Below are 25,062 nucleotides of genomic sequence, written 5' to 3' on the forward strand. Positions count from 1 at the left end.
GCCCGAATCTCGGCGATCACCCGGAAATATGCAAGCGTTTAAAGGGCCTTATCCCAGTGGACAACCACGTCAAACCCGGCAGGGGATGGCGGACCTTCAAGGAATTCTGCGAAATTTCCCCACAACTCGGCCACTTTGGGCGCGTTCGCGTTCGATGTCTCCTCGCTTTCGACAACCGCAACAACGTAACCGGTACCGTCCTCATTCATGGCATTGGTGAAGCTGTGCATCCCGTTCATGCCCATAATCTGATCTTTAAGCTCATTCATTTTCGCCTCGGCGGCATCCCGCATGCCGGGCTTCATTTTGAACTGAGTAATACGTGCAAACATTTCTTTCCTCCCTTTCAGGGCGAAATCCCCCAAAGACGGCCATAAGCGGCACGTCCGGCGCAGTGTAACACAGCATCGGTGAATCGCGCAGAACCCGCGCAAGAGCCAATCAGGGACGCACGAATTTGGCGGTTCCGACGGTTCGTGATGGCCGCGAGCCAGTCTGCTGCGGGACCGTGCCAGAAACTGGGGCGGGCGCGATGGTTTCGCAGGCGACGCCGTCGCCGTCGGGGTCGTTGCGTGGATGATACCCCGGTCCTCCGGCCAGAAACGGGCCCGGCACAACCTTTTCAACCGCGTCACATCCGGCGAGGGCAATCAAATGGATCAGGGCCTCTTCACGTTCAAAGCCGGATGTGCGCAGGTAAACGGCTACGACGATGCTCAGGATCGTCAATGGCAGCATGAGAATCATGATCAGTATCCGGACCGGAGACAGCGCGCGCTTGCGCAAGGCGTCCGCACGTTTCTGGCGCCTCGATACCTTGGGTGTTGTCGGTTCCGTTTCGGGCTTGGGCTGATCGACTGGCATATCCTTCCCCTAACCCGGATTTGTGGCGAAACCGAGGCTCGGGCAATACCTGTAACAAGACCTCGTACCGGCCGGGTGAAGCAGCTATGCTCAGCCCGTTGCAGACACCACGGGGCACATCAAACATGGTTGAAGCCAACCCTTTTCGTCCGGTCGATGACACGGCCCGCGGCTTGGCCCGCGACCTGATTGAGGGTGCGACTTATGGTGCCCTCGCCACCCTACAGCCGGATAAGGCGGTGCCGTCGGTATCGCGTATCGCGCTGGCAACGGATGAGGCTGGCAGGCCGATAACCCTGATCTCGACCCTGGCGGATCATACGCGGGCTTTGCGCGCCAATCCGGCCTGCGCACTGTTGATCGGAGAGCCGGGAGAGACAGGCGATCCCCTGACCCACCCGCGCCTGACCTTACACGCCGAGGCCCGGTTCGTTACGCGTGACAGTTCAGAACACGGCCACCTGCGCGCAAGGTATCTGGCCCTGCGCCCCAAAGCGAAGCTTTATGTCGATTTTACCGATTTCGGCTTTGTTCGTTTCGAGATTTCCGAGGCCCTGTTGAACGGTGGCTTTGGCAAGGCCTGGCGCCTTGCCTCTGCTGACCTTATGCCCGATCAGCGCACCACGTGAACCGCGCAGGCGGCGTGGCGGACCACATGGTTCGCGGTAGAGCCCAGCAGAAGATCCTGCATGCCCGGCCGATGCGATGCCATGATGATCAGATCCGGCTTGTGGGCTTCTGCCCAGTCCAGAATGGTGCGCCCGGAATGCCCTTCGATCACCACGCCCGTCGCGTTGGGCAGTTTCGCCGCCAGCTCGTCCAGCTCGGTCTGAATCGCTTTGCGGGCTTCGGTCAGGTATTCGGGCGGCATGTAAGAGATCGCATAATTCGGGATGTGCTCGACGACATGCAGCAAGGTCACCTGGGCGTCCGGCGTCGATAGAATCTCGGCCAGTTTCAGTGGACCGGAAATATCCCGTTCGGCATCGAAAGAAATGGGAACAAGAATGTTATGATACATGGCGCGCACCTCCGTTTTCCTACATTCACCTTGTGCGGGACTGGGCGTTAACGCTTTGATCCAAGTCAGGAACTGCCAAAAGTTTCAGCCACATCGTACATCACCGGCTCAAAGCTTTTGCACAGCTCGTTGATCTTGCGGTTGCGGTCGCGCATTTCCGGAGTGCGCAGCATGGCCAGAAAATCCTCGCGGCGTTCCCACTGGGAATAATTGGCGATCCGCGTCTGGGCATCGTTCACATGAAGCCCTGCTGAAACGAAACCCGGCTGTTTCGAGATGAACTCGGCATAGGCGTCGGTCAGCGCCTCCAGCAGATCGTGGCAGGTACCCGGCGTCATTTCAAAGGTGGTGATAACTGTCTGGACGCTCGCGCTCTTCGAAATCTTCGGCATCTGGATTCTCCTTATCGTTTCACAAGCTTAACACAGGAATTGCAAAGGTCTCGTGTTTCCTTTGCGGGCGAGACTTCTTTGTAGGTTTCCAAAAAATGAACAGATTACTAACCATCCGTTAACCATGCTGACAGATTCTGCGCGCATGTGCCGGATCGTCCTTCTTTTGTCCTTGCTGCTTGCCGCCGCTCCGGCGTGGTCTGGGGCGTGGCTGCGGGAAAAGGGTTCGGCATTCACCGCAGCCTCGGTCACCGCCTTCAAGGACCCCGACGGCACGTATGACTACAAAACAGGCCTTTACGCAGAATTTGGGTACAGGCCGAACCTTACAATCGGGTTGGATTTCGAGGAAAACCGCGACCTTTATGGTCACGCACTTTTGTTTGCCCGGTTTCCGGTGGCCGATTTCGACAAATGGGGGCGTTTTGCGGCCGAGTTCGGCGCGGGTGCCCATCACCGGCACCGGGACGCCTGGGCCATGTATAAGCTGACCCTCTCATATGGCAAAGGGTTCCAAACCGGCTGGGGGAATGGCTGGGTGGCCGTCGATACCGCTTTGGAATTGCGCACACATGACGCCCTGTATCGCAAGCTGGATATCACGGCGGGTCTGTCCGGTGATCGGCTGCTGAACCCGCTTATACAGATCGAAACTGCCTATACGCCCGACCATTCGCTGTTCTGGAGAGCCCGGCCTTCAGTCATGATCCGAACAAAAAACAGTTCCGCCACCTGGGTTCTGGGCCTTGAACGCAATGATGCGCGCAGCGATACGGGGCTGAAGCTGGCGATTTGGAATGAGTTCTAAGGCCTGCGAACTGGCCGCCCCGCGACAGGACGGCCAGCCGTAAAATCAGCGCTCCATTCGCACGATTGCGGAGACCTCGCCGCTCAGCGCCTCGGGCCAGCGCAGGTTAATCGCGTCATTCGATGCGCCCTGCTCCAACTCGACATACGGGTTGGCAAAGGTCAGCGACCCGAACGCAGTTCTTAACGGACCCAGGACCGTGACCGCATCACAGCCGCGAGCAAGACCACCGAACGGCAACTGAGCCGAAGTCTGAACGGTCCAGGCTTGCGATGCTGAACCTTGTGCATACCTGACCCGCAGCGGGTTCGACACTTTCTGATCCACTCCGTGGAACGTATTGTTCTCGAACGTCACATCCCGGTGCGCGTATTTGTTCAGATCGGCATAGGTGGTGTCCACCCGTTCCACCCGGGTGATATTGCCACTTGATGATCGGAACTTGTTCCCGGTCACGATAACACCGTTCAGGAAGTGCCCTGCACCATAGGGCCGAATAACAAGATAGTTGAACCAGGGCGCAACTTCGCTGGAGTAGAAGATATTGTCGGTGATGGCCATCGAACTAAACGAATATCCGGCGGTGTAAACTGGGTTTGCGTCTCGTTCGTTGGACCACAGGACATAACAGTTATCGATGTAATTCCCCGAGATGGTCGAACTGTTGTAGGTCCCGATCATGACCAAACCGGCACTGCGTACGCCTTGCGGAATGCTATCGCCTTGGAAAAAGTGATTGCCCAAGATCATGTTGTTAGTGCCGCCCAGAACGGCAAAGTGCCGGAACCGCACCGCCCGGTTGTGACGCAATTTGACGTCATTGGCGGTAGAGTTCAGCGCAATCGACTTGCGATCCTCCACGTTGAAGGATTCTTCGGTGGACAGGAATTGGCAGTTGTCGATCAGCATACCCTGGCAGCCGGTTCCGATGGACGTGATGCCCCGATCCTTGGGACGGCTGATGAAACAGTTCGTCACCGCGAACGTACTGCCCGACGGAGCCAGACGGATCGCGCTGCTGCGGCCGCTGCACTGGAACTCGATTTCTTCCATCCCGAACTTGCGCAGCGTGCTGAACCCGCTGAAATCCAGCAGGTACTTGAAGGACTGGAAAGTAAAGGTCTGCGTGCCGGCCGCATCGAACAACGGTGCGTTCAGCGTGATCTCACCCGCACCCTCGTTCTTGGAACGGACGTAGATTTCACGCCCGACCCCGCTGCCTTGTACCAATGCGCCAACAGGAATATTGGCCACATTGGCCACATTCACCAGGCGGGTGGGGTCGTTTGGGTTGTAGGTCGCGACCGAGGTGAACGTCTCGGTATCCCAGGCCGAACTGCTTTGCACGTCGAACTGGCCATTGCGGATTACGCGGCGCGTCGAGAATCCGCTTTGCCGGTTCGGCACCGCGGCGGCCATGTCGATGGGTTCGCTGACCGAAACCTTGCGCCCCCCCAGATCAAGCGATTCATGGTCCGAGTTGTTCAGCAATGCCTGAAACGCCTTTTTGAAAGCCAGCGTTTCGTTGCCAAAAGCGTTTATGTAGGTCGGCAGGTCGAAATTTTTGGTCAGCAACAGCATTTTGTCGTCGGGCATCGTGAGCGTGCCTTCGAAATCGATCTCGGACGCCATCGATGTGTTTTGTGTCAGCAGGTAGGTGCCTTCGGGCACGAAAACCGTGCGCCCGTTTGCGGCCTGATCCGCAGCCTCAAAAGCCGCCGAGTCATCCGCCACACCATCGCCGATGGCCCCGAAATCGCGAACATCGACGAGGCTGATCAGATTGCGCAGGAACACACCGGTGACATCCGTGATCTCGATATCATCGACCCGGATGACGGCCCCGTTTGCACCATCGATGTCCAGTCCAAAATGCCCGTACAGCGCTTGCACGCCCCACGGCATGTCCACGCCGGGGCGCTGGCCAGTGCCGACAATGGCGGTGATCTCATGCACCGTGCCATAGCCGGAAAGCTGTGTGACCGGGCCCTGCTCAACCACGCCGGTGACCTGAACGTCTCCGGCACCGCCAGCCCAACTGGCGATGCGTACTTCGGGCAGCGGGCCGCTGATCGCTTTGACCCGCGCCTTGACCTGAAGATAGCAACCCGGCAGCAACGGCGTCTGCCCCATATAGCGCAGACGCTGCGTGGTGCTGACCTTCAGAATCTCAAGGCAACCGCCGAAATCCGCATCGGCCGGAACAAACGCGCCGGTGCCCGACCCGTCGTAGGTGGGCGAACCCGGCGTGCCATCGCCACTGGACCACACGTTCAGACCGTTTGCGAAAGCAGGCGGCATGAACTCGATGCCGTCGGTGATTGCCTTATTCATAGAAATCCCTTTCCCAATCGCGCCGCATCAGCGCGCATAAACCCAGTGCCCGGAGGCACCGCCCCGAACGCAAAAGCCTGAGTACCGAAAAGGAATTAACCGCCGCTCATGTCACCGTGACGGTGGTGTTGCATCAGGCGGCCGGATCGGAGTTACCCAGCAGCTGCACGCCGTTGATCTTCCAGCCGTTTTCCAGCGGCACCATCTGATAGTCGAGGATATGCACCCGGCCTGCACCGTCCGTGATCATGACCTTCTGCCACAGCGAGCCTGCCACTTCGCGCAGTTCCAGAAACCGCACATCTGCGGGCCGCCAGACCATCGGATAGCCGCGTTTGACCATCACCCCAAAGTTCTCGGGCGTCTGGAACAGTTGCTGGATTGTGGGGCTGGCAAAGGTAAAAGCGGTGGCGAAATCATCCGCCTTGAACGCCTGGATCTGCGCCGCGATATTCGCCTCAATTTCGGCGCTTTGGGCAAACGCGCCCGAGGCCAAACTGGCGCTCAGGGACAGGGCAAGTAATAAACGACGCATGGGGCCACCTCCTGAGCAGAGGGTAGCCCCGCGCGGTATCAGGTCAAATCAGACCAACTCTCCGGCCAGGGCCTTGTCGATCAGAGCAATCGTTTCCGGCACACCATAAAGCGCGATGAAGCCGCCGAAACGCGGGCCTTGCGAGGCGCCCAGAAGCACTTCGTACAGCGCAGTGAACCAGCCGCGCATCGGGTCGAACCGCTCGCGTCCGATGGAGTAGACAACCGATTGCAGCGCTTCGTCTTCAATCGGACCGTCATAAGCCCCAAGCGCAGCTTTCAACGCCTCCAGCGCTTCGCGTTCCTGATCCGTCGGCGCGCGGTGCTGGCGGGTCGGTTTCACGAAGTCGTTGAAGTAGCGCACCGCAAAGCCTGCTGCCTGATCCAGATCGGGATGGCTTTCCGCTGTCGCTTCGGGTGCGTAACGGCGGATAAAGCCCCACAGCGCCTCTTTGTCCTCGGCCCCGGAAACGGACGCAAGGTTCAGCAGCATCGCGAAGGGCACGATCAGCGTGGACTCGGGAACGTTGCCGCCGTGGATATGCCAGACAGGGTTATTCAACTGCGCCTTCAGATCCTGACCCGGATAGGCCCGCAATTGCTGATGATACTCATCATACGCCTTGGGGATGACGTCGAAATGCATCCGCTTGGCGGTTTTGGGCTTCTGATACATGAAATACGCCAGCGACTCGGTCGGCGCATAGGTCAGCCATTCGTCGATCGACACACCGTTACCGGACGATTTTGAAATTTTCTGACCGTTTTCATCCAGGAACAACTCGTACGAGAAATGCTCGGGCGCACGGCCGCCCAGCGCACGACAAATCGCGTCATAGATTTTCTCGTTGGTCGCGTGTTCCTTGCCGTACATCTCGAAATCGACGCCCAGCGCAGCCCAGCGTGCGCCGAAGTCCGGCTTCCACTGCAGCTTCACGTTGCCGCCGGTGACAGGAACGGTCCACTCCTTGCCCGTCTCATCGTCAAAGGTCACGGTGTAGGTCTCGGCACAGACCTTTTTCATCGGCACATACATAACCCGTCCGCTTTCGGGGTGCAGCGGCAGGAAAATGGAATAGGTCTGCTGGCGCTCTTCACGCAGGCTTTTGAGCATAATCGCCATGATTTCTTCATAGCGCTCGACCGCGCGCTTGAGGATTTCGTCGAACTGTCCGGATTCGTAGAACTCCTTGGCCGAGTAGAACTCATACTCGAAACCAAACGTGTCCAGGAAACGCCGCAGCATCGCGTTGTTGTGCTCGCCAAAGCTGTCATATTCGCCGAACGGGTCCGGAACCGAGGTCAGCGGGCGCTGTAGATGCTGTTCCAGAATCTCAGGGTTGGGTACGTTGGTCGGCACCTTGCGCATCCCGTCTAGATCGTCCGAGAAACAGATCAACTTGGTCGGGATATCCGACAATGCCTCGAACGCGCGCTTGACCATCGTGGTGCGCGCGACCTCGCCGAATGTGCCGATATGCGGCAGGCCCGAGGGGCCGTAGCCGGTCTCAAAAAGCACGTACCCCTTCTCCGGAGCGCCCTTCTGATAGCGTTTGAGCAACCGGCGCGCCTCTTCGAAAGGCCAGGCCTTGGACGACATCGCGGTTTCACGCAGTTCAGACATCAGATTTGCTCCATCGGGAAAAACAGCGCCGGCCGCCCTTTGCAACCGACCGGCCCCTCCTATTGTGCCGGTGCAGCATGAGTCAATAAACTGCGGGTTTTTTCCTGATGGGAAGGCCGATTTACGCGGTCAACTGGTCCAGCTTGGCCGCCCAGATGAAATCATTCTCACTGAGACCACCGATTTCATGTGTGGTCAGTTTGACATCCACATAGCCCCAGCCAAAGGAGACGTCCGGGTGATGTCCCTGCTGATCGGCCAGCCAAGCGCAGAGATTGGCCAGATAGGTCGCCTTGGCGAACCCTTTGAACTTGTAGTGACGGCTGAGTTCTTTCGCCTCTGCGTCCAGTTTCCAGTCAGACGACAGTTCGGCCATGTGGGTGTTTGCCTCTTCCCTGGTCAAGGCAGGAACACCGCCGGAACAGGGCACACAGGTTCGATCCGAAAGGCTGCAGGTTTCTCCTGATGTGGTCATGATCCGTTCACTCCGCTGCGGTTGCTTTTTCCGGGAACTTGTTTGGCAGCAACCCAAGGGACTGTGCCTGACGCACATCCGCCAGCAGGTCTCGATCCGCGGCTGCAAACAGCTCCTCAGGCGAGTTTAGCACGAAATAACCCATCTGGTGCATGTCGATCCGATAGGGCGTGCGCAGGATCGTCAGGATATCGAACGGATCGCGGTCGGGAATGTCGCTTTCCACGGAATAGACCAGCTCGGTTGGCGAGGACGCAAGCCCGGACCCCAGCGCCTTGATCTCTCCGTCCTGACGACGCAGTCCAAACTCGATCGAGAACCAATAGAGCCGGATCAGCCAGGAATAATCCTTGTCGCCTGCCTGCACCCCGGCTTTGCCAATGGCATGGCTAAAGGCTGCAAAGCGCGGATCACTCAGCAAGGGCGTGTGGCCGAAGATCTCATGAAAGATGTCCGGCTCTTCAATATAATCGAAATCCTCGCGCGAGCGGATGAAGGATGCGGCGGGAAAAACACGGTCTGCCAACATGCCAAAGAAGGTTTTGAACCCGATCAGAGCGGGCACCGGCTGCACCCGCCACCCGGTCATATCCAAAAGGCGTTCCGAGATATCGGCGCAGGACGGCACACGGGTTTTCGGCAGATCAAGCCTTTCCAGCCCTGCAAGGTAATCGCGGGCCATGTAGCGCTGCACATTCTTCTCTTGCGCGGCATAAAGATCGGCCCAAACCGCGTCTTCCTCGGCCGTATAGGCGATATGGCCGCGCGCATCAGCCACCTTGGCGACGTATTTGGTCGATTTTGGCATTACTTTTTCCTCCTTGAGGAAAGTATAGCCGCCCGTCCTGATGATTTTGGTTTGTTGTAACGTGGTTTTGCCGGTACTTTGGTAAATATATATCGCTGAGCTACCTTTTATGAAACAAACGCTTCAACCCGCTGACATTGCCATTCTGCAAGAGCTGCAGACCGATGGCCGCCTGTCGATGCAGGACCTTGCCGACCGCACCGGCCTGTCGGCCTCGCAATGCTGGCGGCGTGTGCGCGATCTTGAGGCGTCCGGCGTGGTGTCGGGTTATATCGCGCAGGTACGGGCCAAGTCCGTAGGACTGGACGCCATCGCCTATGTCCACGTCGCCCTGCGAGACCATCAGGAGGACAACATCACCGCATTCCTGCGACTGGTTGAGACCGAACCGCAGATCGTCGAATGCGCCTCGATCACCGGGGATCATGACTTCATCCTAAAGGTCTATGCCAAAACGCCCGAAGACCTTGAACACTTCATCATGCAGCGGTTGCTGAAGTCTGGTTTGGTGCGTGACACCCGCAGCAATTTCGTGCTGCGCCAGACCAAAACGCGGGGGCCGTTGCCTATTCTGTGACCCAATCCGGCAAAATCCGTTGAACCTGCCCGCCAGCCCTCCTATCGTGCGGGCGCAAAAGCCCAATCAGGACGACACCATGACCGAACAAGTACCCCACCCGATGTCCCCACAGGATTGCCTTGTCGCGATCATGGTTGCGGTCTCTGCCTCGGATGAGACCATCCGCACCGCCGAGCTGGTCAAAATCGAAGGCGCGGTCAACATGCTGCCGGTATTTGCCGAATACGATATCGACCGCACCCGTCGCGTGTCGCAAACCGTGTTTGATCTGTTCGAGCAGGAGGACGGGCTGGATGCCCTGTTCGGCCTGATCCGCGACAACCTGCCCGAGCGGTTGCACGAAACCGCCTACGCGCTGGCCTGCGATGTGGCCGCGGCGGACGGGTCGCTTGCCGAGACCGAGCTGCGCCTGCTGGAAGAAATCCGGTATGAGTTGAATATCGACCGTCTGCACGCCGCCGCGATCGAGCGCGGCGCACGGGCGCGTCACACCACCTGACCTCAGCTGCCCGCCAACATCCCCCAGCGTTCGATCAGAGCACGTTGCAGCTTGCGTGATCTGTTGTTCCAGCTGCGCGCGCCATCGGGGCGTTCGCGCAGCGCGCGGGGGATGGTCGCGCGGTGGTCGACATCGGCGGTAAAGATGGCAAAGGCCAGCTCTGATCCATCCGGCGCCGTGATGAACCCGCCCAGCCCCGACACGAAATTCAGCGTGCCGGTCTTGGCGTCCACCCTGATCGGGTGATCCTTGACCGGCCGCCCCTGACTGTCCAACAGCTTGAATTTCTTGAGCAGCGGCTGAAGTGCCCCGTCCTTATGCGCCTTGACCAACGCTGTCACAAGATCTGCGGGCGCAACGCGTGACGCATCGCCGAGCCCCGAGTGGTCCACCATCGCGATGCCATGCACACCGTAGGTTACAGAAGCCCAACGGTTCATCTCGTCAGCTGAGTCAGCCAGACCCTGCAACTCGGCCCCCCGCGTTTTCGAGGCCGCCATTCCAACCATTTCGGCTGTGATATTGGTCGAGTATTTCAGCATTCCCTGCAGGATACTCGCAAGCGGGTCGCTTTGATGCACTGCCAGAACGGTCCCTCGCGGTTTTTCGCGAGTGATCTGCACGCGGCCCAGAACAATCCCGTTCACCCGCGCTAGCGTGCGGAACACGTCCCCGGCATAAAGAGCAGGTTTGCGAACCGGCAACCACCGCGCGCCGCCATTGCCCAGCGCACCTTTGGCCACAGTCCAACGATCCTGCCGGGCGCTAGGCTGATAGGTGTAGATCGGCAGGCTCCGCTTTTCGACTAGCATCGACGACATGTCCACGGACGGCCTGTAACGGGCCGTGCGTGCATCCATAGTCACATCGTAATCGGTGCCGCCGCGCTTCCATTCGAAATGAACGCGATTGAAGTTCAGAGCAATGCCGCTGACGGCCGGGCTGTATCCCAGATGGTCCGGCTGCCCCGAATCGATGCTGAAGACATAGGGAAGCGCCCCGTCATAAACCTTGAACGCGCCGCGTACCTCAGCAACCCCGGCCTCGCGCAAATTGGCGGCCATAGCGGCCAGATCGTCGGTATCCAGCAGGGGGTCTCCGCCGCCCACAAGGATCAGGTCGCCCTGCAGCACGCCATTTTCAATCGGACCATCGGCGATCAATTTGGTTTCGAACCGGTAGTCGCCCCCCAGAACGTCCAGCGCGTAAAGCGCCGTCAACGCCTTGGCAACGCTGGCGGGGGGCAGGCCTTGATCTCCGCCAAAAGCCTCAAGCTGAGCGCCGGTTTCTACATCCGAGACGGCAAAGACCACCTCACCGCGCAACCCCGCAGCCCGAACAAGCCGTTCGGCCCCGCCAGACAGGTCCTTCCGAAGCAGAGGCCGCAAGGATCGGACAGGGGCATCGGCCAGAGCCGGACCTGAAACAACCGATGCCCCCAGCCCGGCAAGAAACAAACGACGCGAAAGACGATCAATCATGGGTCAATTAAAATCCCAGAGATCACAGGCAAACAACCACTGAATGCGATTATGCGCCCATCGTGGCTATTCAGGCAACACCCCGCCGTCCCATTCGCCCCGCGTGCGCAGCTCGGTTGAGCTGACATCCACCATCGGCACGTTCACGAAACACCACGCCGGAGCCTGCGCGCGCCCCAGCAGATGCCGCGCCTGACCGTCGATGCGATAGCGCGCATACAGCCGGGCCGCAGGCGACATGCGGGCCGAGATTCGGTCCCCCGGCCGCGCCACCACGCCGACCGGCACGCTGTCCATGATCTGGCGCCAATCCTTCCAGCGGTGGAACTGCGCCAGATTATCGGCGCCCATCAGCCAGACGAACTTCACATGTGGGTAGAGCCGCTGCAACGCCGACAAGGTGTCCGCGGTGGCACGTGTTCCGGTCAGCGCCTCTATATCTGTCACCTCAACGCGCGGGTGCTGCATGACAGCCTGCCCGGCCCGAATCCGCCGCCGCAACGGCGCGGGGCCGCGTTCTTTCAACGGATTGCCCGGCGACACCAGCCACCACACGCGATCCAGCCCGAACGCCTTCATCGCCTCAAGCGTTACATGCACATGCCCCTCATGCGGCGGATCAAAAGACCCGCCGAACAGACCGATTACCTGCCCCGGCCGTGCATATGGAATGCCGTGTCGCTCCATCCCTCGCTGATGTTCAGAACTGAGGCGGCTTGTCAATCAACAGGTTGAACCGCATCGCCCAGCCTCACCAGCCCAGGCCGCACCACTTCGGCACACCACCCGCCATGCCCCCTCACGGCGGAATAGCCGCCCTTACCCAACGCCTCCTCCATCCGACTGCACGGCGCACAGATCACGGTAAAGCGCAAAACGGCCTCCCCCACCCGCACCTCCCGCGCTTTGAGAGCCGCCAGATTGATCCTCGAAACCACTAGATTGCGCCGCAAGATATCGGGCAAGACCGGCCCCCGCCCCAGATAAGACCCTATCGCCGCCAGATGCTCCTGCTGGATCAGCGTCACCGCCCGCTTTCCAGCGCGGGCGCGGTCGCCATCGAGGCCACCTGCTGCAATCAAAGCGGTTTCAACCGACCGCATCGCTTCTCGCCGCGCAGGCCGTAGCCCGATCCACTCGACACGACCCGGCTGCGCCCAACCAGCGATGAGGTCGTTCAGAGACATATCAGAGCTTCCGCCCATCATTTTTCCTTTGTCCGACAGATTGTATCCTGCCGATGAGGCCATCCAATATTGCCGCCTCGTAACCGCGGTTGCAAAATTCCATAGAAAGGATAGATACGAACAGATCATTGGAGATTTTATTTGCCATCGCTTGGCTCGTTAAACTGCTTTCTTAAATCTAAAGACCAGAACTTTGATGCACCCAATTCCTCCCATCCTCTTGGTGAGTCGTCAGACAGCTGTAAGTATTTCATCTCATTGTAGGGTCCGTGCCGACGATTGGGCCACCAACCCAAAACCGTCTCGACCTCACCAGACGTCAGCGGATCATCGGTGATCTGCAGCGTCAGACTGGTTAACGCGTAGCCCTTGCCATAGCTGGCTGACAAGTTTTTCGGATCAACCGCAAAAACGCTCTTAGGATCGGAAAAATCCGCGAAGCCCACCCACCTTAAGCCCTCAAATGACTTTGGTGGCTTATCCTTATGATTAACGATCAGAGCAAGATTGCGGCCTGTATCCGTACCGTATTCGACCAGATCAGAAAACACACTTCGCGCAAGGCCGGGCCCCGGAAGCAACGCAAACAGATAGCGACGCGGACCAAGCTCGGCGCCTAGATCAACCACCAACGCTTCTCCGGTCAGTTTGCCTTCAGTCTCGGTCGCGGTAGCGAACAACCCGTAGGGGTAGTAGTTGACTTTCATCCCCTGCACGACACTCGCAGATACCGGGCCTGACGGGGTGGAAACTTCAGCCTGAATGCGTTGGTGCCAACTATAAGTTTCTATGCAGCCAGCCAAAAGCAGCGGAAACATCAGGAGGAAAAGAAACCGCATCAGACCACCTGCAGCATATTGTGAGTTCCTTTAAACCGAGAATGGAAATCGTTTCCAGAATGCGCTTGGTTTACGGGCGAACTTTGTCAAAGTTTAGACTTGCGGGTTGAAAGCTAACCTCCATTGCCCCCACCAACCGCATCCGCTATCACACCGCCCAACTCAATTTCCCCGACCCAGAGGACGCGACATGGCCGCCTATCAATATGTCTACCACATGCAGGGTGTCTCAAAGACCTATCCCGGTGGCAAGAAGTGCTTTGAAAATATCCACTTGAGCTTTCTGCCCGGCGTGAAAATCGGTGTCGTCGGCGTCAACGGCGCGGGTAAATCGACGCTGATGAAAATCATGGCCGGTCTGGATACCGACTTCACCGGTGAGGCTTGGGCGGCTGAGGGCGCCAAGGTCGGCTATCTGCCGCAGGAACCCCAGCTGGATGAATCGCTGACCGTCCGCGAAAACGTCATGCTGGGCGTGGCCGCGAAAAAGGCCAAGGTCGATCGCTTCAACGAAATTGCCATGGAGATCGCCGAGAACTACTCGGACGAGCTGATGGAAGAGATGACCACCCTGCAGGACGCGATCGACGCGGAAAACCTCTGGGACCTCGACAGCCAGATCGACGTCTCGATGGAGGCGCTGCGCTGCCCGCCGGACGATGCCAACATCGCCAACCTCTCGGGTGGTGAGAAACGCCGCGTGGCGCTCTGCAAGCTGCTGCTGGAAGCGCCCGACATGCTGCTCTTGGACGAACCGACCAACCACCTGGACGCCGAAACTATCGCCTGGCTGCAACAACACCTGATCGACTACAAGGGCACCATCCTGATCGTCACCCACGACCGCTATTTCCTGGATGACATCACCGGCTGGATCCTCGAACTCGACCGCGGCCGCGGCATTCCCTATGAGGGTAACTACTCCGCATGGCTGGAACAGAAAGCCAAACGGCTCGAGCAGGAAGCGCGCGAGGACAAGTCCAAGCAGAAAACCCTGCAGCGCGAGCTGGAATGGATGCGTCAGGGTCAGAAGGCCCGTCAGGCTAAATCCAAAGCCCGGATCAACGCCTATAACGAGCTGGCCGAACAGTCCGAGCGCGAAAAGCTGACCCGCGCCCAGATCGTCATCCCCAACGGCCAGCGCCTTGGCGGCAAGGTGATCGAGGTCGAAGGGCTCGCCAAACACATGGGCGACAAGCAACTGATCGAAAAGCTCGACTTCGCCCTGCCCCCCGGCGGCATCGTCGGCGTTATCGGCCCCAACGGTGCCGGCAAATCGACCCTGTTCAAGATGCTCACCGGTCAGGAACAGCCCGACAGCGGCACCATCACGCTGGGCGACACGGTCGAGCTGTCCTATGTCGACCAGTCCCGCGACGACCTCAAGGACAACGACACCGTGTGGGAGGCGATCACCGGCGGCGCCGAGATCATCCAGCTGGGCGACGCGCAGGTCAATTCCCGCGCTTATTGCTCGTCCTTCAACTTCAAGGGCGGCGACCAGCAGAAAAAGGTCTCGCTGCTATCGGGTGGTGAACGCAACCGCGTCCACATGGCCCGCCTGCTAAAAGAGGGCGGCAACGTCCTGCTGCTCGACGAACCGACCAACGACCTCGACGTCGAAACCCTGCGCGCGCTGGAAGACGCGCTGGTCGATTTCGCCGGTTGTGCCGTCGTAATCTCACACGACCGCTTCTTCCTCGACCGGATTTGCACGCATATTCTGGCGTTCGAGGGCGACGCCCATGTAGAATGGTTCGAGGGCAACTTCGAAGATTACGAAGAGGACAAAAAGCGCCGTCTCGGACCGGACGCGCTGGAGCCCAAGCGCTTGAAGCACAAGAAGTTTGCGCGTTAGGATATAGCGTGAGGGGCAGTGCCCCTCACGACAAGAAGTACGCAAATTTCGAGGTTTATTTTGAACAAACTAACAAGAACCTATTGGGATGAAGACCCGAGCTTGGGAGTGTGCATTGACTGGTTCGGTCCCTACAACTCATACGACCATTTCAAAGAAGACATCTCGAACCAAACTGTAGGCGCCAAACTGATCTACTTTGCGGAAGACGCCGAGGGTTTGGCTCAATACATCGGCATGACCGAAAGGCCGGATATTCGTTTCCGAGCCCACCACAAGATTTCCACCGAAAATGAAGGGGCGTTCTGGTACGGAATAGTCAGCAGCCAAGGGAAGAGCGGCCGCCGAACAAAAGAAGGCAATACAAGAAAATCTGCCGCCAAAGACTTGGACCAGGCCGAAACTGCACTTATCAATTGGCTCTGGCCAGAAGATAATGACGACAAGATAAATAAGCGCCCAGAGCAAACAATCTGTATTGCAAACCGGTTTTTCACATCGTGCGACGAAGCGATACCGATCCGGGGGCCGGAAGCACTGCCCCGTATTCTGTTCTATGATTGGGTCTCAAATCGTTACACTGTTCTGCACGATTGAGCTTAACAATTTGGCGAGGGCAGTGGTGTCAATATAGCTAAGTCGCTTACAAACAGCGATGTGCGATCATCGGCACTGCTACATTACACCCTTGCCACATCCCCACCTCGATGCCATATCAATGGCGCTTACGTTTTTCTATTCGACCTACTGTCTCCGATTCCGGCGCTCAGTCACTCGATCCAGACAACGACGCCGGGCTGCCGCAACTCCGTGGGCAGCACCAAACAGGAGACAACGGATATGCCCGCAGGCACCGTAAAATGGTTCAACACCACCAAAGGCTACGGCTTTATCGCACCCGAAGATGGCGGCAAAGACATCTTCGTACACATCTCGGCTGTCGAGCGTTCGGGCCTGACCGGTCTGGCCGACAACCAGAAAGTCACATACGAGCTGCGCTCGGGTCGTGACGGTCGCGAAAGCGCCGACAATATCGAGCTGGCCTAAGCTTTTGAAAGGGTGAGGTGATATCCTCACCCTTTCGTTTTCGTGCCGCAGAATGTGTGGCGCTCATATTACATCACATTTTAGTTATGTAATCCCGGCGATTGACCGGATCGGCTATCATTCCGACATTAGGCTCAAGATATGTCTTTTGTTTTGAAGAGAGCTGCCATGTTCACGCGCCGTACCTTTCTGACCGCAACCGCAGCCGCAAGCCTTGTGCCGGGCGTAGCGGCGGCAAAGAAGAAAGCTGTCGAATACGATCCCACACCGCAATTTGTGCGCATCAAAAAGCAGTTCCAGCCGGGTCAGTTGCTGGTCGCGCCGCGGTCGTTCTACTTGTACTACGTGACCGAACCGCGAAAGGCGATCCGCTATGGCTGCGGGGTTGGCAAGGCCGGGCTGGAATTCACCGGCACCGCCACCATCGACGTCAAGAAAGAATGGCCGACCTGGCGCCCGACCGACGAGATGATCGAGCGCGAGCCCGTTACCTATGCTCGGTTCAAGGACAATGACTATGTCCAGCCCGGGGGCGGCGACAACCCGTTGGGCGCGCGGGCGCTGTACCTGTTCCAGAATGGCGTCGACACCTATTTCCGCATTCACGGCACCACGCAGCCGCAGACCATTGGTCACGCGGTTTCAAACGGCTGCATCCGCATGATGAACGAACACGTAATCGACCTTTATGAACGTGTGCCGATTGGCACTGTCGTGACCGTCGTCTGATCACTTCTGGGCCGCAACGATAAGCTCCAGTACGTAAGGTCCCAGATTTTCGACGATCATGGCGACCCCTTCTGCATTTGGGTGAATGCCGTCCGGCTGCATATAGCGGCGGGCGGCGTCCGGATCGCCCTCAGCGGTCAGGCCGGTGAAGAAGCTGGGGGCGTAGGTGGCTTCATAAGTCTCTGCCAGATCCGGGTAGATGGCATCAAACGCCTCTTTATAGTCGGCGCCATAATTCCCCGGCGCCTGCATCCCGATCAGCAGAACTTCGACATCCGCTGCGCCTGCCGCTTTGACGATCGCCTCAAGATTGGTGCGCGACACTGCCGGGTCGATCCCCCGCAGCAGATCATTGCCACCAAGCGCCACGATCATCCCGTCCACTTCTGGTGTTAGGGTCCAGTCCACCCGCGCCGCACCGCCTGCGGTGGTGTCCCCAGACACACCAGCGTTGATCAAGCGCACATCCGCGCCCTGCGCCTGTAGCCACCGGTTCAGCTGAGGCACAAAACCATCCTGCTCAGGCAGCCCATAGCCATGGGTCAGCGAATCCCCCAAAGCGGCAATCACCACCTGCTCGGCTGTGGCCGCAAAGCCGCAGAACATAAACAGCATCGACATCAAAGTCTTGCGCAACATCTGAACCGCTCCATATCCAAGTTGACCGCCCCCATCCGGAAAATCCCATGACGACACCCGTTCTTTCGCTCCAAAATGCCGCTTTGTCGCTGGATGGCAATGCCGGTCGGGTGAATATCCTGCACGACATCACTCTGACCGTCACCAAGGGCGAAACGCTTGGCTTGGTGGGGCCGTCGGGGTCCGGCAAATCTTCACTGCTGATGCTGATGGGCGGGTTGGAACAGGCGACCGGGGGTGAAATCACTGCTTTGGGCCATGATCTGACCGGAATGGACGAAGACGCGTTGGCCCGATTCAGGCGCGACACCATGGGGGTGGTGTTTCAGAACTTTCACCTGATCCCCACCATGACGGCGCTGGAAAACGTGGCCACTCCGCTGGAGCTGGCCGGGCACAAGGATGCCTTTGCCCGTGCCGAGGCCGAACTGGACGCGGTCGGCCTGTCGCATCGGCGCGACCACTACCCCGCGCAATTGTCTGGGGGTGAGCAGCAGCGGGTGGCGTTGGCGCGCGCCTCGGCCCCGCGCCCCCAGATCCTTCTGGCAGATGAGCCGACTGGGAACCTGGACGAAACAACGGGTGCGGCCATTGTCGACCTGTTGTTCGATTTGCGTGACCGGCACGGCGCCACGCTGGTTCTGGTCACCCATAGCCACAGTCTGGCGCGCAAATGTGACCGAGTGATCCGGTTACGGGATGGCACCATCGCGGAGGACGCGAACCAAGAGGCCGCAGAATGAGCCTGCATCTGGCCGGGCGTCTGGCGCGCCGGGAATTGCGCGGCGGTGTGCGGGGTTTCCGGGTGTTTCTCGCCTGTCTTGCGCTTGGGGTGGCTGCCATTGCCGCTATTGGGTCGGTGCGATCTGCAATACAGACCGGGTTGACGCAGGAAGGCGCGGCCCTGCTGGGCGGGGACGCGCAGCTGGAATTCACCTACCGCTTCGCCAGCGAAGATGAGCGCGCGTGGATGCAACAAACCGCGACCGAAGTGTCCGAGGTTGTGGATTTCCGCTCAATGGCCGTGGCGCAACAGGGAGGCGAAACCCAGCGGGCCCTGACACAGGTGAAAGCCGTGGATGTAGCATATCCTCTACTGGGCACGCCAAAGCTGGAGCCCGACCAATCGCTTTCCACAGCGCTGGCCGACCAACAGGGCCTACCCGGAGCGGTCTTGGACCCGGTGCTGATGGACCGGCTGGGCCTATCCGTCGGAGACCGCTTTGCGCTTGGCACACAGGACTTCGTGCTGACGGCTGCCTTGATCCATGAACCCGACGGTGCTGCAGATGGCTTTGGCTTGGGGCCACGCACTTTGGTCCGAACCGCGGATCTGCAGTCGTCCGGCCTGTTGACACCGGGGACGTTGTTTTCCACCAAATACCGACTGAACCTGCCACCAGAGGCCAACCTCGAACTGCTGTCCGCCGAAGCCAAACAAAGCTTCGAAGGCACCGGAATGCGCTGGACAGATGCCCGCAACGGAGCGCCGGGGATTGCCGAGTTTGTCGCGCGCCTGAGTGCCTTTCTGGTTCTGGTCGGCCTGTCCGGTCTGGCGGTAGGTGGCATAGGCGTATCAGCCGCCGTCCGCGCTTATCTGGCGCAGAAGACCGAAACCATCGCCACACTGCGCACGTTGGGCGCGGATCGTGCCACGATATTCCAAACTTATATGATCCAGATCGGGGTTTTGTCGGGGATCGGCATCGCGTTGGGGATCGCGCTGGGGGCGGCATTGCCCCTGTTATTGGCCCCGCTGATCGAGGCCCGCCTGCCCGTCCCTGCGGTTTTCAGGCTTTACCCACGCCCTCTGGCCGAGGCCGCGCTCTATGGGTTGCTGACCGCGTTCCTGTTCACCCTCTGGCCCCTCGCCCGGACCGAGGAGGTCCGGGCCGCGACCCTGTTCCGCGATGCGTTGTCATCGGCGCGCGCCCTTCCCCGTACAGCTTTCGTGGTTGCAACCGGGTTCGGACTGTCTCTGCTGATCGCGTCCGCCGCTTGGTTCAGCGGTTCGGTACGCCTGACGCTCTGGACGTCCGCAGGGCTGGTGGGCGCGCTGGTTCTGCTGTCCCTTTCGGCCCTTGCGATCCGTAAACTGGCCCGCATCAGCACCACAGCCGCCCGTGGCCGCCCTGCCCTGCGATGGGCCTTGTCGGCGATCTCGGACCCGCGTGAAGGGGCCGCTTCGGTCGTGCTATCGCTGGGGCTTGGCCTTTCGGTGCTTGCCGCTGTTGGCCAGATCGACGGCACCTTGCGCAATGCAATCTCGGGCAACCTGCCCGACGTGGCCCCGTCGTATTTCTTTGTCGACATTCAAAAAGACCAGATGCCCGGTTTTACCGAACGGCTGGAAGCCGACCCCGCCGTCAGCCGCATCGAAAGCGCTTCGATGCTGCGTGGGATCATCACCCAGATCAACGGCCAGCCCGCCCGCGATGTCGCGGGCGATCACTGGGTATTGGATGGGGATCGCGGCGTGACTTATTCCGCCACACCGCCCAAAAACACCCGCATCACCGCAGGCGCATGGTGGCCCAAGGATTACTCCGGCGCTCCACAAGTCAGTTTCGCCGCAGAAGAAGCCGAGGAAATGGGCCTGACCCTTGGCGACGAATTGACCGTGAACATTCTGGGCCGCGACATCACCGCCGAAATCACTTCTTTCCGCGAGGTTGATTTTTCGACCGCTGGCATAGGGTTCATCATGTCGATGAATCCCTCCGCCCTTGCCGGTGCGCCGCACAGTTTTATCGCCACCGTCTATGCCGAAGAACAGGCCGAGGCAGACATTCTGCGCGATCTGGCAGGCCAGTTCCCCAACATCACCGCAATTCGGGTGCGGGACGCGATTGACCGCGTCTCGGGTCTGCTGGGCGGGCTGGCCGCCGCGACGTCTTACGGAGCGGGAATATCCTTGCTGACCGGTTTTCTGGTGCTGATCGGAGCCGCCGCCGCGGGTGAAACCGCACGCCGTTACGAATCCGCGATCCTGAAGACGCTGGGCGCGGACCGGCGGCGCATATTGATCAGCTTTGCCCTGCGCTCGGCCCTGCTTGGGGCGGCGGCCGGGGCCGTTGCGTTGCTGACCGGTATTTTGGGCGGATGGGCCGTTGCCACTTACATCTTCGACACCGGCTTCTCGGTCATCTGGACCTCAGCCCTGAGCATCGTTCTTGCCGGCATTTTGGTGACCTTGGGCGCGGGCCTTGCCTTTGCCCTGCGTCCCTTGGCCGTACGTCCGGCCCGCATTCTGCGGGCCACCGACTGATCTCAGCGCACGCAGGCGACCGGTTGCAGGATTTGCAGCAAGTGGTCGTTGTCGCATACCAGCGCGTCTAGCGTGATCTCGTCCAACGAGGCATAGAACACCTCGGCCGCGTCCTGCAGCGCCAGCCGCAACCGGCAGGCATCCGTCAGGGGGCAGGTGTTGTCTGCATCAGCAAAGCACTCGGCAATCGGCAGGTTGCCTTCGACATGGCGGAACACCGAGCCGATGCGAATTTGATCAGCCGGACGTGCCAGAGACATGCCACCGTTGCGACCGCGTTGCGTGCTCAGGTAGTTCAGCTGGCTCAGTTGGTTGATCACCTGCGCCAAATGGTTTTCCGAGATGTTGCACACATCGGCGATCTCGGCCTTTGTCACCAGCCGATCCTGATGCGCCGCGCAATACATCAACAGGCGCACCGCGATATTTGTCCGTTTGGTAATCCTCATCGAGACCTCCCAAATTTCAAGATGCGACCTTATTGCATGTCCGGCAAAAAAGCGGTTTGACATACATCAATCGCTCAAAAAGGACCTGACGGCGCATGGCAGACCCCTATTTCTTTGGCTATGGCAGCCTCGTGAACCTTGCGACCCATGATTTTCCCGACCCACATCCAGCGCAATTGAAGGGTTGGCGACGGGCGTGGCGGCACACCGACCTGCGCCCCGTGGCCTTTCTGACCGCAATCCCGGACCCCGAATCCCTGATCGAGGGGATGATCGCCCATGTTCCGAAAAACGACTGGGCAGCACTGGACGAACGGGAATGGGCCTATGACCGGGTTCCCACGACCCACGCCGTCACGCATCCCCTGACCCATGATGTTGAAATCGCCGTTTACGCGGTGCCGCAGGGCCGTCACGCCGAACCGAGCAATCGCCATCCGCTGTTACTCAGTTATATCGACGTGGTCGTGCAGGGGTATCTGCGCACCTTTGGCGAGGACGGTGCGGACCGGTTCTTTGCCACGACCGATGGATGGGACGCGCCGATTTTGAACGACAGGGCGGAACCGCGCTATCCCCGGCACCAGCAGTTGAAACCGACCGAGACGGAATTCGTCGATGACCGTCTAAATCGTTTGTCGGTTTCGATCGTACAGACCGCATAGAAAAGGGCGGGGCCATTGAACCCCGCCTTTCTGAATTCTGTTCTGTTGTGATCAGCCGCGCGCGCGGATTACCTGTAGCAGCGGAAGCAGGGTTGCCATTTCCGGCCCACGCTCCATCCCGGTCAGCGCCTTGCGCAGCGGCATGAACAGACCTTTGCCCTTGCGACCAGTGGCCTCTTTCACGGCTTTGGTCCAGGTGCCCCAGGTCTCGCCATCGAACGGGCCTTCGGGCAGCAGAGCCACGGCTTCAGCGATGAAGTCGCGGTCCTCATCAGCAATCAGAGGCTCCGCCCCGTCGCGGCACAGCTCCCACCAGCCTTTGAGATCACCCAGAGTGGTGATGTTTTCACGCGCCATCGCCCAGAAGGGTTCGGCCAACTCTGCTGGCACGCCAGCCTCGGCGACGGCATCCGCAACATCGGCCAGCGGCAGCGATTGCAGGTGCTTGGCGGTCAGCGGGAACAAGTCCTGCACGTCGAACTTGGTCGGCGCCGCGCCAAAACGGTTGACGTCGAACCCTTCGATCAGTTCCGCCATATCCGAACGCAGCTCAACCGGATCAGACGAACCCAGGCGCGCCATCAAGCTCAGCAGCGCCATCGGCTGCACGCCCTGTTCGCGCAGGTCACGCAAGGCCAGCGTGCCCAGACGCTTCGACAGCGCCTCACCCTGCGGGCCGGTCAGCAATGAATGGTGCGCGAAACGCGGGCAGGTTCCGCCCAGCGCCTCGATGATCTGAATCTGCGTCGCGGTATTGGTCACGTGGTCCGAACCGCGCACAACATCGCTCACGCCCATCTCGGTATCATCCACCACCGACGCAATCGTATAGAGAACCTGACCGTCACCGCGGATAAGCACCGGGTCAGAGACCGAGGCCGCATCGATCGAGATGTCGCCGAGAATGCCGTCATTCCACTCGATCCGTTCATGATCCAGCTTGAAGCGCCAGACGCCATTGCCACGCTCGGCGCGCAGGGCCTCTTTCTCGGCGTCCGACAGGTTCAGCGCGGCGCGGTCATAGACCGGCGGCTTGCCCATGTTCAGTTGCTTCTTGCGCTTCAGGTCCAGCTCGGTCGGCGTTTCGAACGCCTCGTAAAACCGGCCCATTTCGCGCAGCTTATCGGCGGCCTCGGCATAGCGGTCCAGCCGGTCGGACTGACGTTCAATCCGGTCCCAATGCAGGCCCAGCCACTCCATATCCTGTTTGATGGCGTCGACATATTCTTCTTTCGACCGCTCAGGATCAGTGTCGTCGATGCGCAGGATGAACGTGCCGCCGGCCTTGCGGGCGATCAGATAGTTCATCAGGGCGGTGCGCAGGTTGCCCACATGGATGTAACCGGTGGGCGACGGGGCAAAACGGGTGGTGGTCATGGGTGTCTCCTGTTGGCGCGGCTCATGTCACAGGATTGGTCAATTGTCCAGACGAACGCCCTTTTCAGCTTCCCGGTTAGAGAATTGTCCGGCAAGCAATTCAGGTCGGTTCGACTGGCCAATGCTGCTCGAGATCCTCAAGCCCGGCGCGGATTAACTCGGCCAGAACGTCCAGATCAATATCCGCCAGCTTGTTCACATAAAGGCAGGACTTGCCCAGTTTGTGCTTGCCCAGTCGGGTCAGGATATCGCCGAAATCCGCATAGCCGGGCATGATGTAGATCGACAGCGCCGCCTTGCGCGGCGAAAAGCCTGTGGCCAGAAAGTCGCCCTCACGTCCGGATTTATAGCGGTAGTGATAGCGGCCGTAGCCCACGATCGATGGGCCCCACATGACCGGCTCGAACCCGGTTGTTTTGCGGAACAGGGCGTTCAGCACCTGCGCGTCGGCGGCTTTTGACGCCGGTTCCACGGCCGACAAAAAGCGCTCGACACTTTCGCCAGTTGGGACAGTTTTGTTTTCTGATCGGGGCATGAAAAAGAATTAACACGACATGTTCATCCACGCAGCCCACTTCATAGGGGTATAGTCTGGCAAGGACCTCTTGCCGTCCTAACTCACCTACAGGTGTTCTGACAGGGAGAACCACAATGACCATCAAACTCACACGCCGCGCTGCACTGGGCTCCGCGGCTGCTTTGCCGTTTGCTGCAGCAGCGACCCCGCTTTTGGCTGCGGGAACCGAGACCAAGGCGAACTCGACCATCGCCAAATCCTTCAAACTTGGTGATTTCACTGTCACCACGTTGCTGGATGGCAGCCTGCCCCGTGACGGTGCCAAAGAGATTTTCGGCGGTGGCGCCTCGGATGAGGATTTCGCCAAGGTGTCGGCCGACAACTTCATCTCGTCGGACGTGGCGCAGTTCTTCTTCACCCCCACGCTGGTCAATACCGGGTCCGAACTGGTGCTGTTCGACACTGGCCTTGGTAAAGGTGGCATTCAGGCTGCGCTGGCGGATGCGGGTGTCACCCCGGATCAGATCAACGTCGTTGTCATCACCCACATGCACCCCGACCATATCGGTGGTATGACCACGAATGACGCGCCGACCTTCCCAAATGCACGTTATGTCACCGCATCACCCGAGTATGATTTCTGGGCGGCGCAAGAGTCAGGAAACCGGGTCGGTGATCTGGTGGCCACCAAGGTGACACCGCTGGCCGAGAAAATGACCTTTGTCGAAGACGGCGGTGAAGTTGCCTCGGGCATCACCGCCGTCGCGGCTTATGGGCACACGCCCGGCCACACGGTTTATCATCTGGAAAGCAACGGTCAGCGGCTGGTTCTGACCGCCGACCTGGCCAACCACTATGTCTGGTCCTTTGCCCATCCGGAATGGGAAGTGAGGTTTGACATGGACAAGGCGGCGGCCACCGCATCGCGGCGCAATGTTCTGGGAATGCTGGCTGCCGACAAAGTGCCGATGATCGGCTATCACATGCCCTTCCCTGCCGCTGGCTTTGTCGAAACCCGCGGTGACGGGTTCCGCTTTGTGCCGGTCAGCTATCAGATGATGGGCTAG

29 protein-coding genes are annotated in these 25,062 nt (G+C 59.4%); 12 read left to right on the top strand and 17 right to left on the bottom strand.

Annotation, left to right across the window (positions count from 1 at the left end; genetic code table 11):
• Positions 1-38: 38 nt before the first annotated feature.
• On the bottom strand, positions 39-332 hold the full coding sequence (locus ACR0KW_RS13200; protein ID WP_170445934.1) for a hypothetical protein: 294 nt from the start codon (positions 330-332) through the stop codon (positions 39-41).
• 109 nt (positions 333-441) lie between these two features.
• On the bottom strand, positions 442-864 hold the full coding sequence (locus ACR0KW_RS13205; RefSeq protein WP_480805404.1) for an excalibur calcium-binding domain-containing protein: 423 nt from the start codon (positions 862-864) through the stop codon (positions 442-444).
• 125 nt (positions 865-989) lie between these two features.
• On the opposite strand from ACR0KW_RS13205, the gene ACR0KW_RS13210 reads away from it, so the two are divergent.
• On the top strand, positions 990-1,493 hold the full coding sequence (locus ACR0KW_RS13210; RefSeq protein ID WP_480805405.1) for a HugZ family pyridoxamine 5'-phosphate oxidase: 504 nt from the start codon (positions 990-992) through the stop codon (positions 1,491-1,493).
• Here ACR0KW_RS13210 and ACR0KW_RS13215 read toward each other — a convergent pair.
• Positions 1,478-1,885, bottom strand: a complete 408-nt coding sequence (locus ACR0KW_RS13215; protein WP_170327093.1) for a universal stress protein — start codon at positions 1,883-1,885, stop codon at positions 1,478-1,480. The genes ACR0KW_RS13210 and ACR0KW_RS13215 overlap by 16 nt on opposite strands.
• Positions 1,886-1,950: 65 nt before the next feature.
• The gene (locus ACR0KW_RS13220) at positions 1,951-2,277 is read right to left on the bottom strand and encodes an antibiotic biosynthesis monooxygenase family protein (RefSeq protein ID WP_170327094.1); all 327 of its coding nucleotides are present in this window, start codon (positions 2,275-2,277) and stop codon (positions 1,951-1,953) included.
• Between the two features lie 124 nt (positions 2,278-2,401).
• On the opposite strand from ACR0KW_RS13220, the gene ACR0KW_RS13225 reads away from it, so the two are divergent.
• A complete protein-coding gene (locus ACR0KW_RS13225) occupies positions 2,402-3,085 on the top strand; it encodes a hypothetical protein (RefSeq protein WP_480805406.1) in 684 nt (227 codons plus the stop codon).
• A gap of 45 nt (positions 3,086-3,130) precedes the next feature.
• Here the strand turns inward: ACR0KW_RS13225 and ACR0KW_RS13230 are convergent, their stop codons facing one another.
• The 5 genes from ACR0KW_RS13230 to phhA form a co-directional block, all read right to left on the bottom strand.
• Positions 3,131-5,419, bottom strand: a complete 2,289-nt coding sequence (locus tag ACR0KW_RS13230) for a glycosyl hydrolase family 28-related protein (RefSeq protein ID WP_480805407.1) — start codon at positions 5,417-5,419, stop codon at positions 3,131-3,133.
• A 133-nt stretch (positions 5,420-5,552) separates the two neighbouring features.
• Positions 5,553-5,954 (bottom strand): DUF4864 domain-containing protein, encoded by a 402-nt coding sequence (locus ACR0KW_RS13235; protein WP_480805408.1) that lies wholly within the window; start codon positions 5,952-5,954, stop codon positions 5,553-5,555.
• Positions 5,955-6,002: 48 nt separating this feature from the next.
• Positions 6,003-7,577 (bottom strand): lysine--tRNA ligase, encoded by a 1,575-nt coding sequence (locus tag ACR0KW_RS13240; protein WP_480805409.1) that lies wholly within the window; start codon positions 7,575-7,577, stop codon positions 6,003-6,005.
• Between the two features lie 121 nt (positions 7,578-7,698).
• Positions 7,699-8,052, bottom strand: a complete 354-nt coding sequence (locus ACR0KW_RS13245; protein WP_480805410.1) for a 4a-hydroxytetrahydrobiopterin dehydratase — start codon at positions 8,050-8,052, stop codon at positions 7,699-7,701.
• 7 nt (positions 8,053-8,059) lie between these two features.
• The gene (gene phhA, locus ACR0KW_RS13250; protein WP_480805411.1) at positions 8,060-8,860 is read right to left on the bottom strand and encodes a phenylalanine 4-monooxygenase; all 801 of its coding nucleotides are present in this window, start codon (positions 8,858-8,860) and stop codon (positions 8,060-8,062) included.
• Positions 8,861-8,969: 109 nt separating this feature from the next.
• On the opposite strand from phhA, the gene ACR0KW_RS13255 reads away from it, so the two are divergent.
• Positions 8,970-9,437 (top strand): Lrp/AsnC family transcriptional regulator, encoded by a 468-nt coding sequence (locus tag ACR0KW_RS13255; protein ID WP_480805412.1) that lies wholly within the window; start codon positions 8,970-8,972, stop codon positions 9,435-9,437.
• Positions 9,438-9,516: 79 nt separating this feature from the next.
• Positions 9,517-9,939 carry a tellurite resistance TerB family protein gene (locus tag ACR0KW_RS13260; protein ID WP_170327101.1) on the top strand — a complete coding sequence of 141 codons (423 nt, stop codon included), beginning with the start codon at positions 9,517-9,519 and terminating at the stop codon, positions 9,937-9,939.
• A 2-nt stretch (positions 9,940-9,941) separates the two neighbouring features.
• On the opposite strand, the gene dacB is transcribed toward ACR0KW_RS13260, so the two are convergent.
• From dacB to ACR0KW_RS13280, 4 genes are all read right to left on the bottom strand, one after another.
• Positions 9,942-11,420 (bottom strand): D-alanyl-D-alanine carboxypeptidase/D-alanyl-D-alanine endopeptidase, encoded by a 1,479-nt coding sequence (gene dacB, locus ACR0KW_RS13265; protein ID WP_480805413.1) that lies wholly within the window; start codon positions 11,418-11,420, stop codon positions 9,942-9,944.
• Positions 11,421-11,486: 66 nt separating this feature from the next.
• The gene (locus ACR0KW_RS13270) at positions 11,487-12,107 is read right to left on the bottom strand and encodes a nicotinate-nucleotide adenylyltransferase (protein ID WP_480805414.1); all 621 of its coding nucleotides are present in this window, start codon (positions 12,105-12,107) and stop codon (positions 11,487-11,489) included.
• A 32-nt stretch (positions 12,108-12,139) separates the two neighbouring features.
• The gene (locus ACR0KW_RS13275; RefSeq protein WP_480805415.1) at positions 12,140-12,607 is read right to left on the bottom strand and encodes an MOSC domain-containing protein; all 468 of its coding nucleotides are present in this window, start codon (positions 12,605-12,607) and stop codon (positions 12,140-12,142) included.
• 137 nt (positions 12,608-12,744) lie between these two features.
• The gene (locus ACR0KW_RS13280) at positions 12,745-13,446 is read right to left on the bottom strand and encodes a hypothetical protein (RefSeq protein WP_480805416.1); all 702 of its coding nucleotides are present in this window, start codon (positions 13,444-13,446) and stop codon (positions 12,745-12,747) included.
• Positions 13,447-13,636: 190 nt separating this feature from the next.
• Between ACR0KW_RS13280 and ettA the strand changes: the two genes are divergently transcribed.
• The 4 genes from ettA to ACR0KW_RS13300 all read left to right on the top strand — a co-directional run bounded on the left by ettA (position 13,637) and on the right by ACR0KW_RS13300 (position 17,080).
• Positions 13,637-15,304 (top strand): energy-dependent translational throttle protein EttA, encoded by a 1,668-nt coding sequence (ettA, locus tag ACR0KW_RS13285; protein WP_480805417.1) that lies wholly within the window; start codon positions 13,637-13,639, stop codon positions 15,302-15,304.
• Positions 15,305-15,364: 60 nt separating this feature from the next.
• On the top strand, positions 15,365-15,901 hold the full coding sequence (locus tag ACR0KW_RS13290) for a hypothetical protein (RefSeq protein WP_480805418.1): 537 nt from the start codon (positions 15,365-15,367) through the stop codon (positions 15,899-15,901).
• 243 nt (positions 15,902-16,144) lie between these two features.
• Complete coding sequence (locus tag ACR0KW_RS13295) at positions 16,145-16,351, top strand: cold-shock protein (protein ID WP_170378838.1); 207 nt, start codon at positions 16,145-16,147, stop codon at positions 16,349-16,351.
• A gap of 168 nt (positions 16,352-16,519) precedes the next feature.
• Entirely contained in the window at positions 16,520-17,080 is a 561-nt protein-coding gene (locus tag ACR0KW_RS13300; protein WP_480805419.1) for a L,D-transpeptidase, read from the top strand.
• Here ACR0KW_RS13300 and ACR0KW_RS13305 read toward each other — a convergent pair whose 3' ends face one another.
• Positions 17,081-17,719, bottom strand: a complete 639-nt coding sequence (locus tag ACR0KW_RS13305; protein WP_480805420.1) for an arylesterase — start codon at positions 17,717-17,719, stop codon at positions 17,081-17,083.
• A 47-nt stretch (positions 17,720-17,766) separates the two neighbouring features.
• Between ACR0KW_RS13305 and ACR0KW_RS13310 the strand changes: the two genes are divergently transcribed.
• Complete coding sequence (locus ACR0KW_RS13310) at positions 17,767-18,462, top strand: ABC transporter ATP-binding protein (RefSeq protein ID WP_480805421.1); 696 nt, start codon at positions 17,767-17,769, stop codon at positions 18,460-18,462.
• The gene (locus ACR0KW_RS13315; protein ID WP_480805422.1) at positions 18,459-20,987 is read left to right on the top strand and encodes an ABC transporter permease; all 2,529 of its coding nucleotides are present in this window, start codon (positions 18,459-18,461) and stop codon (positions 20,985-20,987) included. Before ACR0KW_RS13310 ends, ACR0KW_RS13315 begins: the two co-directional genes overlap by 4 nt.
• Positions 20,988-20,989: 2 nt before the next feature.
• On the opposite strand, the gene ACR0KW_RS13320 is transcribed toward ACR0KW_RS13315, so the two are convergent.
• Positions 20,990-21,436, bottom strand: a complete 447-nt coding sequence (locus tag ACR0KW_RS13320) for an RrF2 family transcriptional regulator (RefSeq protein ID WP_170327115.1) — start codon at positions 21,434-21,436, stop codon at positions 20,990-20,992.
• A gap of 95 nt (positions 21,437-21,531) precedes the next feature.
• Between ACR0KW_RS13320 and ACR0KW_RS13325 the strand changes: the two genes are divergently transcribed.
• Positions 21,532-22,101 carry a gamma-glutamylcyclotransferase family protein gene (locus tag ACR0KW_RS13325; protein WP_480805423.1) on the top strand — a complete coding sequence of 190 codons (570 nt, stop codon included), beginning with the start codon at positions 21,532-21,534 and terminating at the stop codon, positions 22,099-22,101.
• A gap of 51 nt (positions 22,102-22,152) precedes the next feature.
• On the opposite strand, the gene gltX is transcribed toward ACR0KW_RS13325, so the two are convergent.
• Together gltX and ACR0KW_RS13335 are read right to left on the bottom strand one after the other, a co-directional pair.
• Positions 22,153-23,478, bottom strand: coding sequence for a glutamate--tRNA ligase (gene gltX, locus ACR0KW_RS13330; protein ID WP_480805424.1), 1,326 nt, complete (start codon positions 23,476-23,478; stop codon positions 22,153-22,155).
• Positions 23,479-23,578: 100 nt separating this feature from the next.
• Complete coding sequence (locus ACR0KW_RS13335; RefSeq protein ID WP_480805425.1) at positions 23,579-24,013, bottom strand: DUF1801 domain-containing protein; 435 nt, start codon at positions 24,011-24,013, stop codon at positions 23,579-23,581.
• Positions 24,014-24,129: 116 nt separating this feature from the next.
• On the opposite strand from ACR0KW_RS13335, the gene ACR0KW_RS13340 reads away from it, so the two are divergent.
• Complete coding sequence (locus ACR0KW_RS13340) at positions 24,130-25,062, top strand: MBL fold metallo-hydrolase (protein ID WP_480805426.1); 933 nt, start codon at positions 24,130-24,132, stop codon at positions 25,060-25,062.

Source organism: Ruegeria sp. CG11, from assembly GCF_056537245.1.

Bases quoted from the DNA above. Each gene is read 5' to 3' on its own strand.
- ACR0KW_RS13315 (WP_480805422.1), top strand. From the start codon at position 18,459: ATGAGCCTGCATCTGGCCGGGCGTCTGGCGCGCCGGGAATTGCGCGGC.
- ACR0KW_RS13255 (WP_480805412.1), top strand. From the start codon at position 8,970: ATGAAACAAACGCTTCAACCCGCTGACATTGCCATTCTGCAAGAGCTG.
- ACR0KW_RS13280 (WP_480805416.1), bottom strand. From the start codon at position 13,446: ATGCGGTTTCTTTTCCTCCTGATGTTTCCGCTGCTTTTGGCTGGCTGC.
- dacB (WP_480805413.1), bottom strand. From the start codon at position 11,420: ATGATTGATCGTCTTTCGCGTCGTTTGTTTCTTGCCGGGCTGGGGGCA.
- ettA (WP_480805417.1), top strand. From the start codon at position 13,637: ATGGCCGCCTATCAATATGTCTACCACATGCAGGGTGTCTCAAAGACC.
- ACR0KW_RS13230 (WP_480805407.1), bottom strand. From the start codon at position 5,419: ATGAATAAGGCAATCACCGACGGCATCGAGTTCATGCCGCCTGCTTTC.
- ACR0KW_RS13260 (WP_170327101.1), top strand. From the start codon at position 9,517: ATGACCGAACAAGTACCCCACCCGATGTCCCCACAGGATTGCCTTGTC.
- ACR0KW_RS13310 (WP_480805421.1), top strand. From the start codon at position 17,767: ATGACGACACCCGTTCTTTCGCTCCAAAATGCCGCTTTGTCGCTGGAT.
- ACR0KW_RS13200 (WP_170445934.1), bottom strand. From the start codon at position 332: ATGTTTGCACGTATTACTCAGTTCAAAATGAAGCCCGGCATGCGGGAT.
- ACR0KW_RS13220 (WP_170327094.1), bottom strand. From the start codon at position 2,277: ATGCCGAAGATTTCGAAGAGCGCGAGCGTCCAGACAGTTATCACCACC.
- ACR0KW_RS13325 (WP_480805423.1), top strand. From the start codon at position 21,532: ATGGCAGACCCCTATTTCTTTGGCTATGGCAGCCTCGTGAACCTTGCG.
- ACR0KW_RS13245 (WP_480805410.1), bottom strand. From the start codon at position 8,052: ATGACCACATCAGGAGAAACCTGCAGCCTTTCGGATCGAACCTGTGTG.
- ACR0KW_RS13225 (WP_480805406.1), top strand. From the start codon at position 2,402: ATGCTGACAGATTCTGCGCGCATGTGCCGGATCGTCCTTCTTTTGTCC.
- ACR0KW_RS13300 (WP_480805419.1), top strand. From the start codon at position 16,520: ATGTTCACGCGCCGTACCTTTCTGACCGCAACCGCAGCCGCAAGCCTT.
- ACR0KW_RS13240 (WP_480805409.1), bottom strand. From the start codon at position 7,577: ATGTCTGAACTGCGTGAAACCGCGATGTCGTCCAAGGCCTGGCCTTTC.
- ACR0KW_RS13215 (WP_170327093.1), bottom strand. From the start codon at position 1,885: ATGTATCATAACATTCTTGTTCCCATTTCTTTCGATGCCGAACGGGAT.
- ACR0KW_RS13335 (WP_480805425.1), bottom strand. From the start codon at position 24,013: ATGCCCCGATCAGAAAACAAAACTGTCCCAACTGGCGAAAGTGTCGAG.
- ACR0KW_RS13275 (WP_480805415.1), bottom strand. From the start codon at position 12,607: ATGTCTCTGAACGACCTCATCGCTGGTTGGGCGCAGCCGGGTCGTGTC.
- ACR0KW_RS13235 (WP_480805408.1), bottom strand. From the start codon at position 5,954: ATGCGTCGTTTATTACTTGCCCTGTCCCTGAGCGCCAGTTTGGCCTCG.
- ACR0KW_RS13270 (WP_480805414.1), bottom strand. From the start codon at position 12,107: ATGGAGCGACACGGCATTCCATATGCACGGCCGGGGCAGGTAATCGGT.
- ACR0KW_RS13340 (WP_480805426.1), top strand. From the start codon at position 24,130: ATGACCATCAAACTCACACGCCGCGCTGCACTGGGCTCCGCGGCTGCT.
- ACR0KW_RS13210 (WP_480805405.1), top strand. From the start codon at position 990: ATGGTTGAAGCCAACCCTTTTCGTCCGGTCGATGACACGGCCCGCGGC.
- ACR0KW_RS13305 (WP_480805420.1), bottom strand. From the start codon at position 17,719: ATGTTGCGCAAGACTTTGATGTCGATGCTGTTTATGTTCTGCGGCTTT.
- phhA (WP_480805411.1), bottom strand. From the start codon at position 8,860: ATGCCAAAATCGACCAAATACGTCGCCAAGGTGGCTGATGCGCGCGGC.
- gltX (WP_480805424.1), bottom strand. From the start codon at position 23,478: ATGACCACCACCCGTTTTGCCCCGTCGCCCACCGGTTACATCCATGTG.
- ACR0KW_RS13205 (WP_480805404.1), bottom strand. From the start codon at position 864: ATGCCAGTCGATCAGCCCAAGCCCGAAACGGAACCGACAACACCCAAG.
- ACR0KW_RS13295 (WP_170378838.1), top strand. From the start codon at position 16,145: ATGCCCGCAGGCACCGTAAAATGGTTCAACACCACCAAAGGCTACGGC.
- ACR0KW_RS13320 (WP_170327115.1), bottom strand. From the start codon at position 21,436: ATGAGGATTACCAAACGGACAAATATCGCGGTGCGCCTGTTGATGTAT.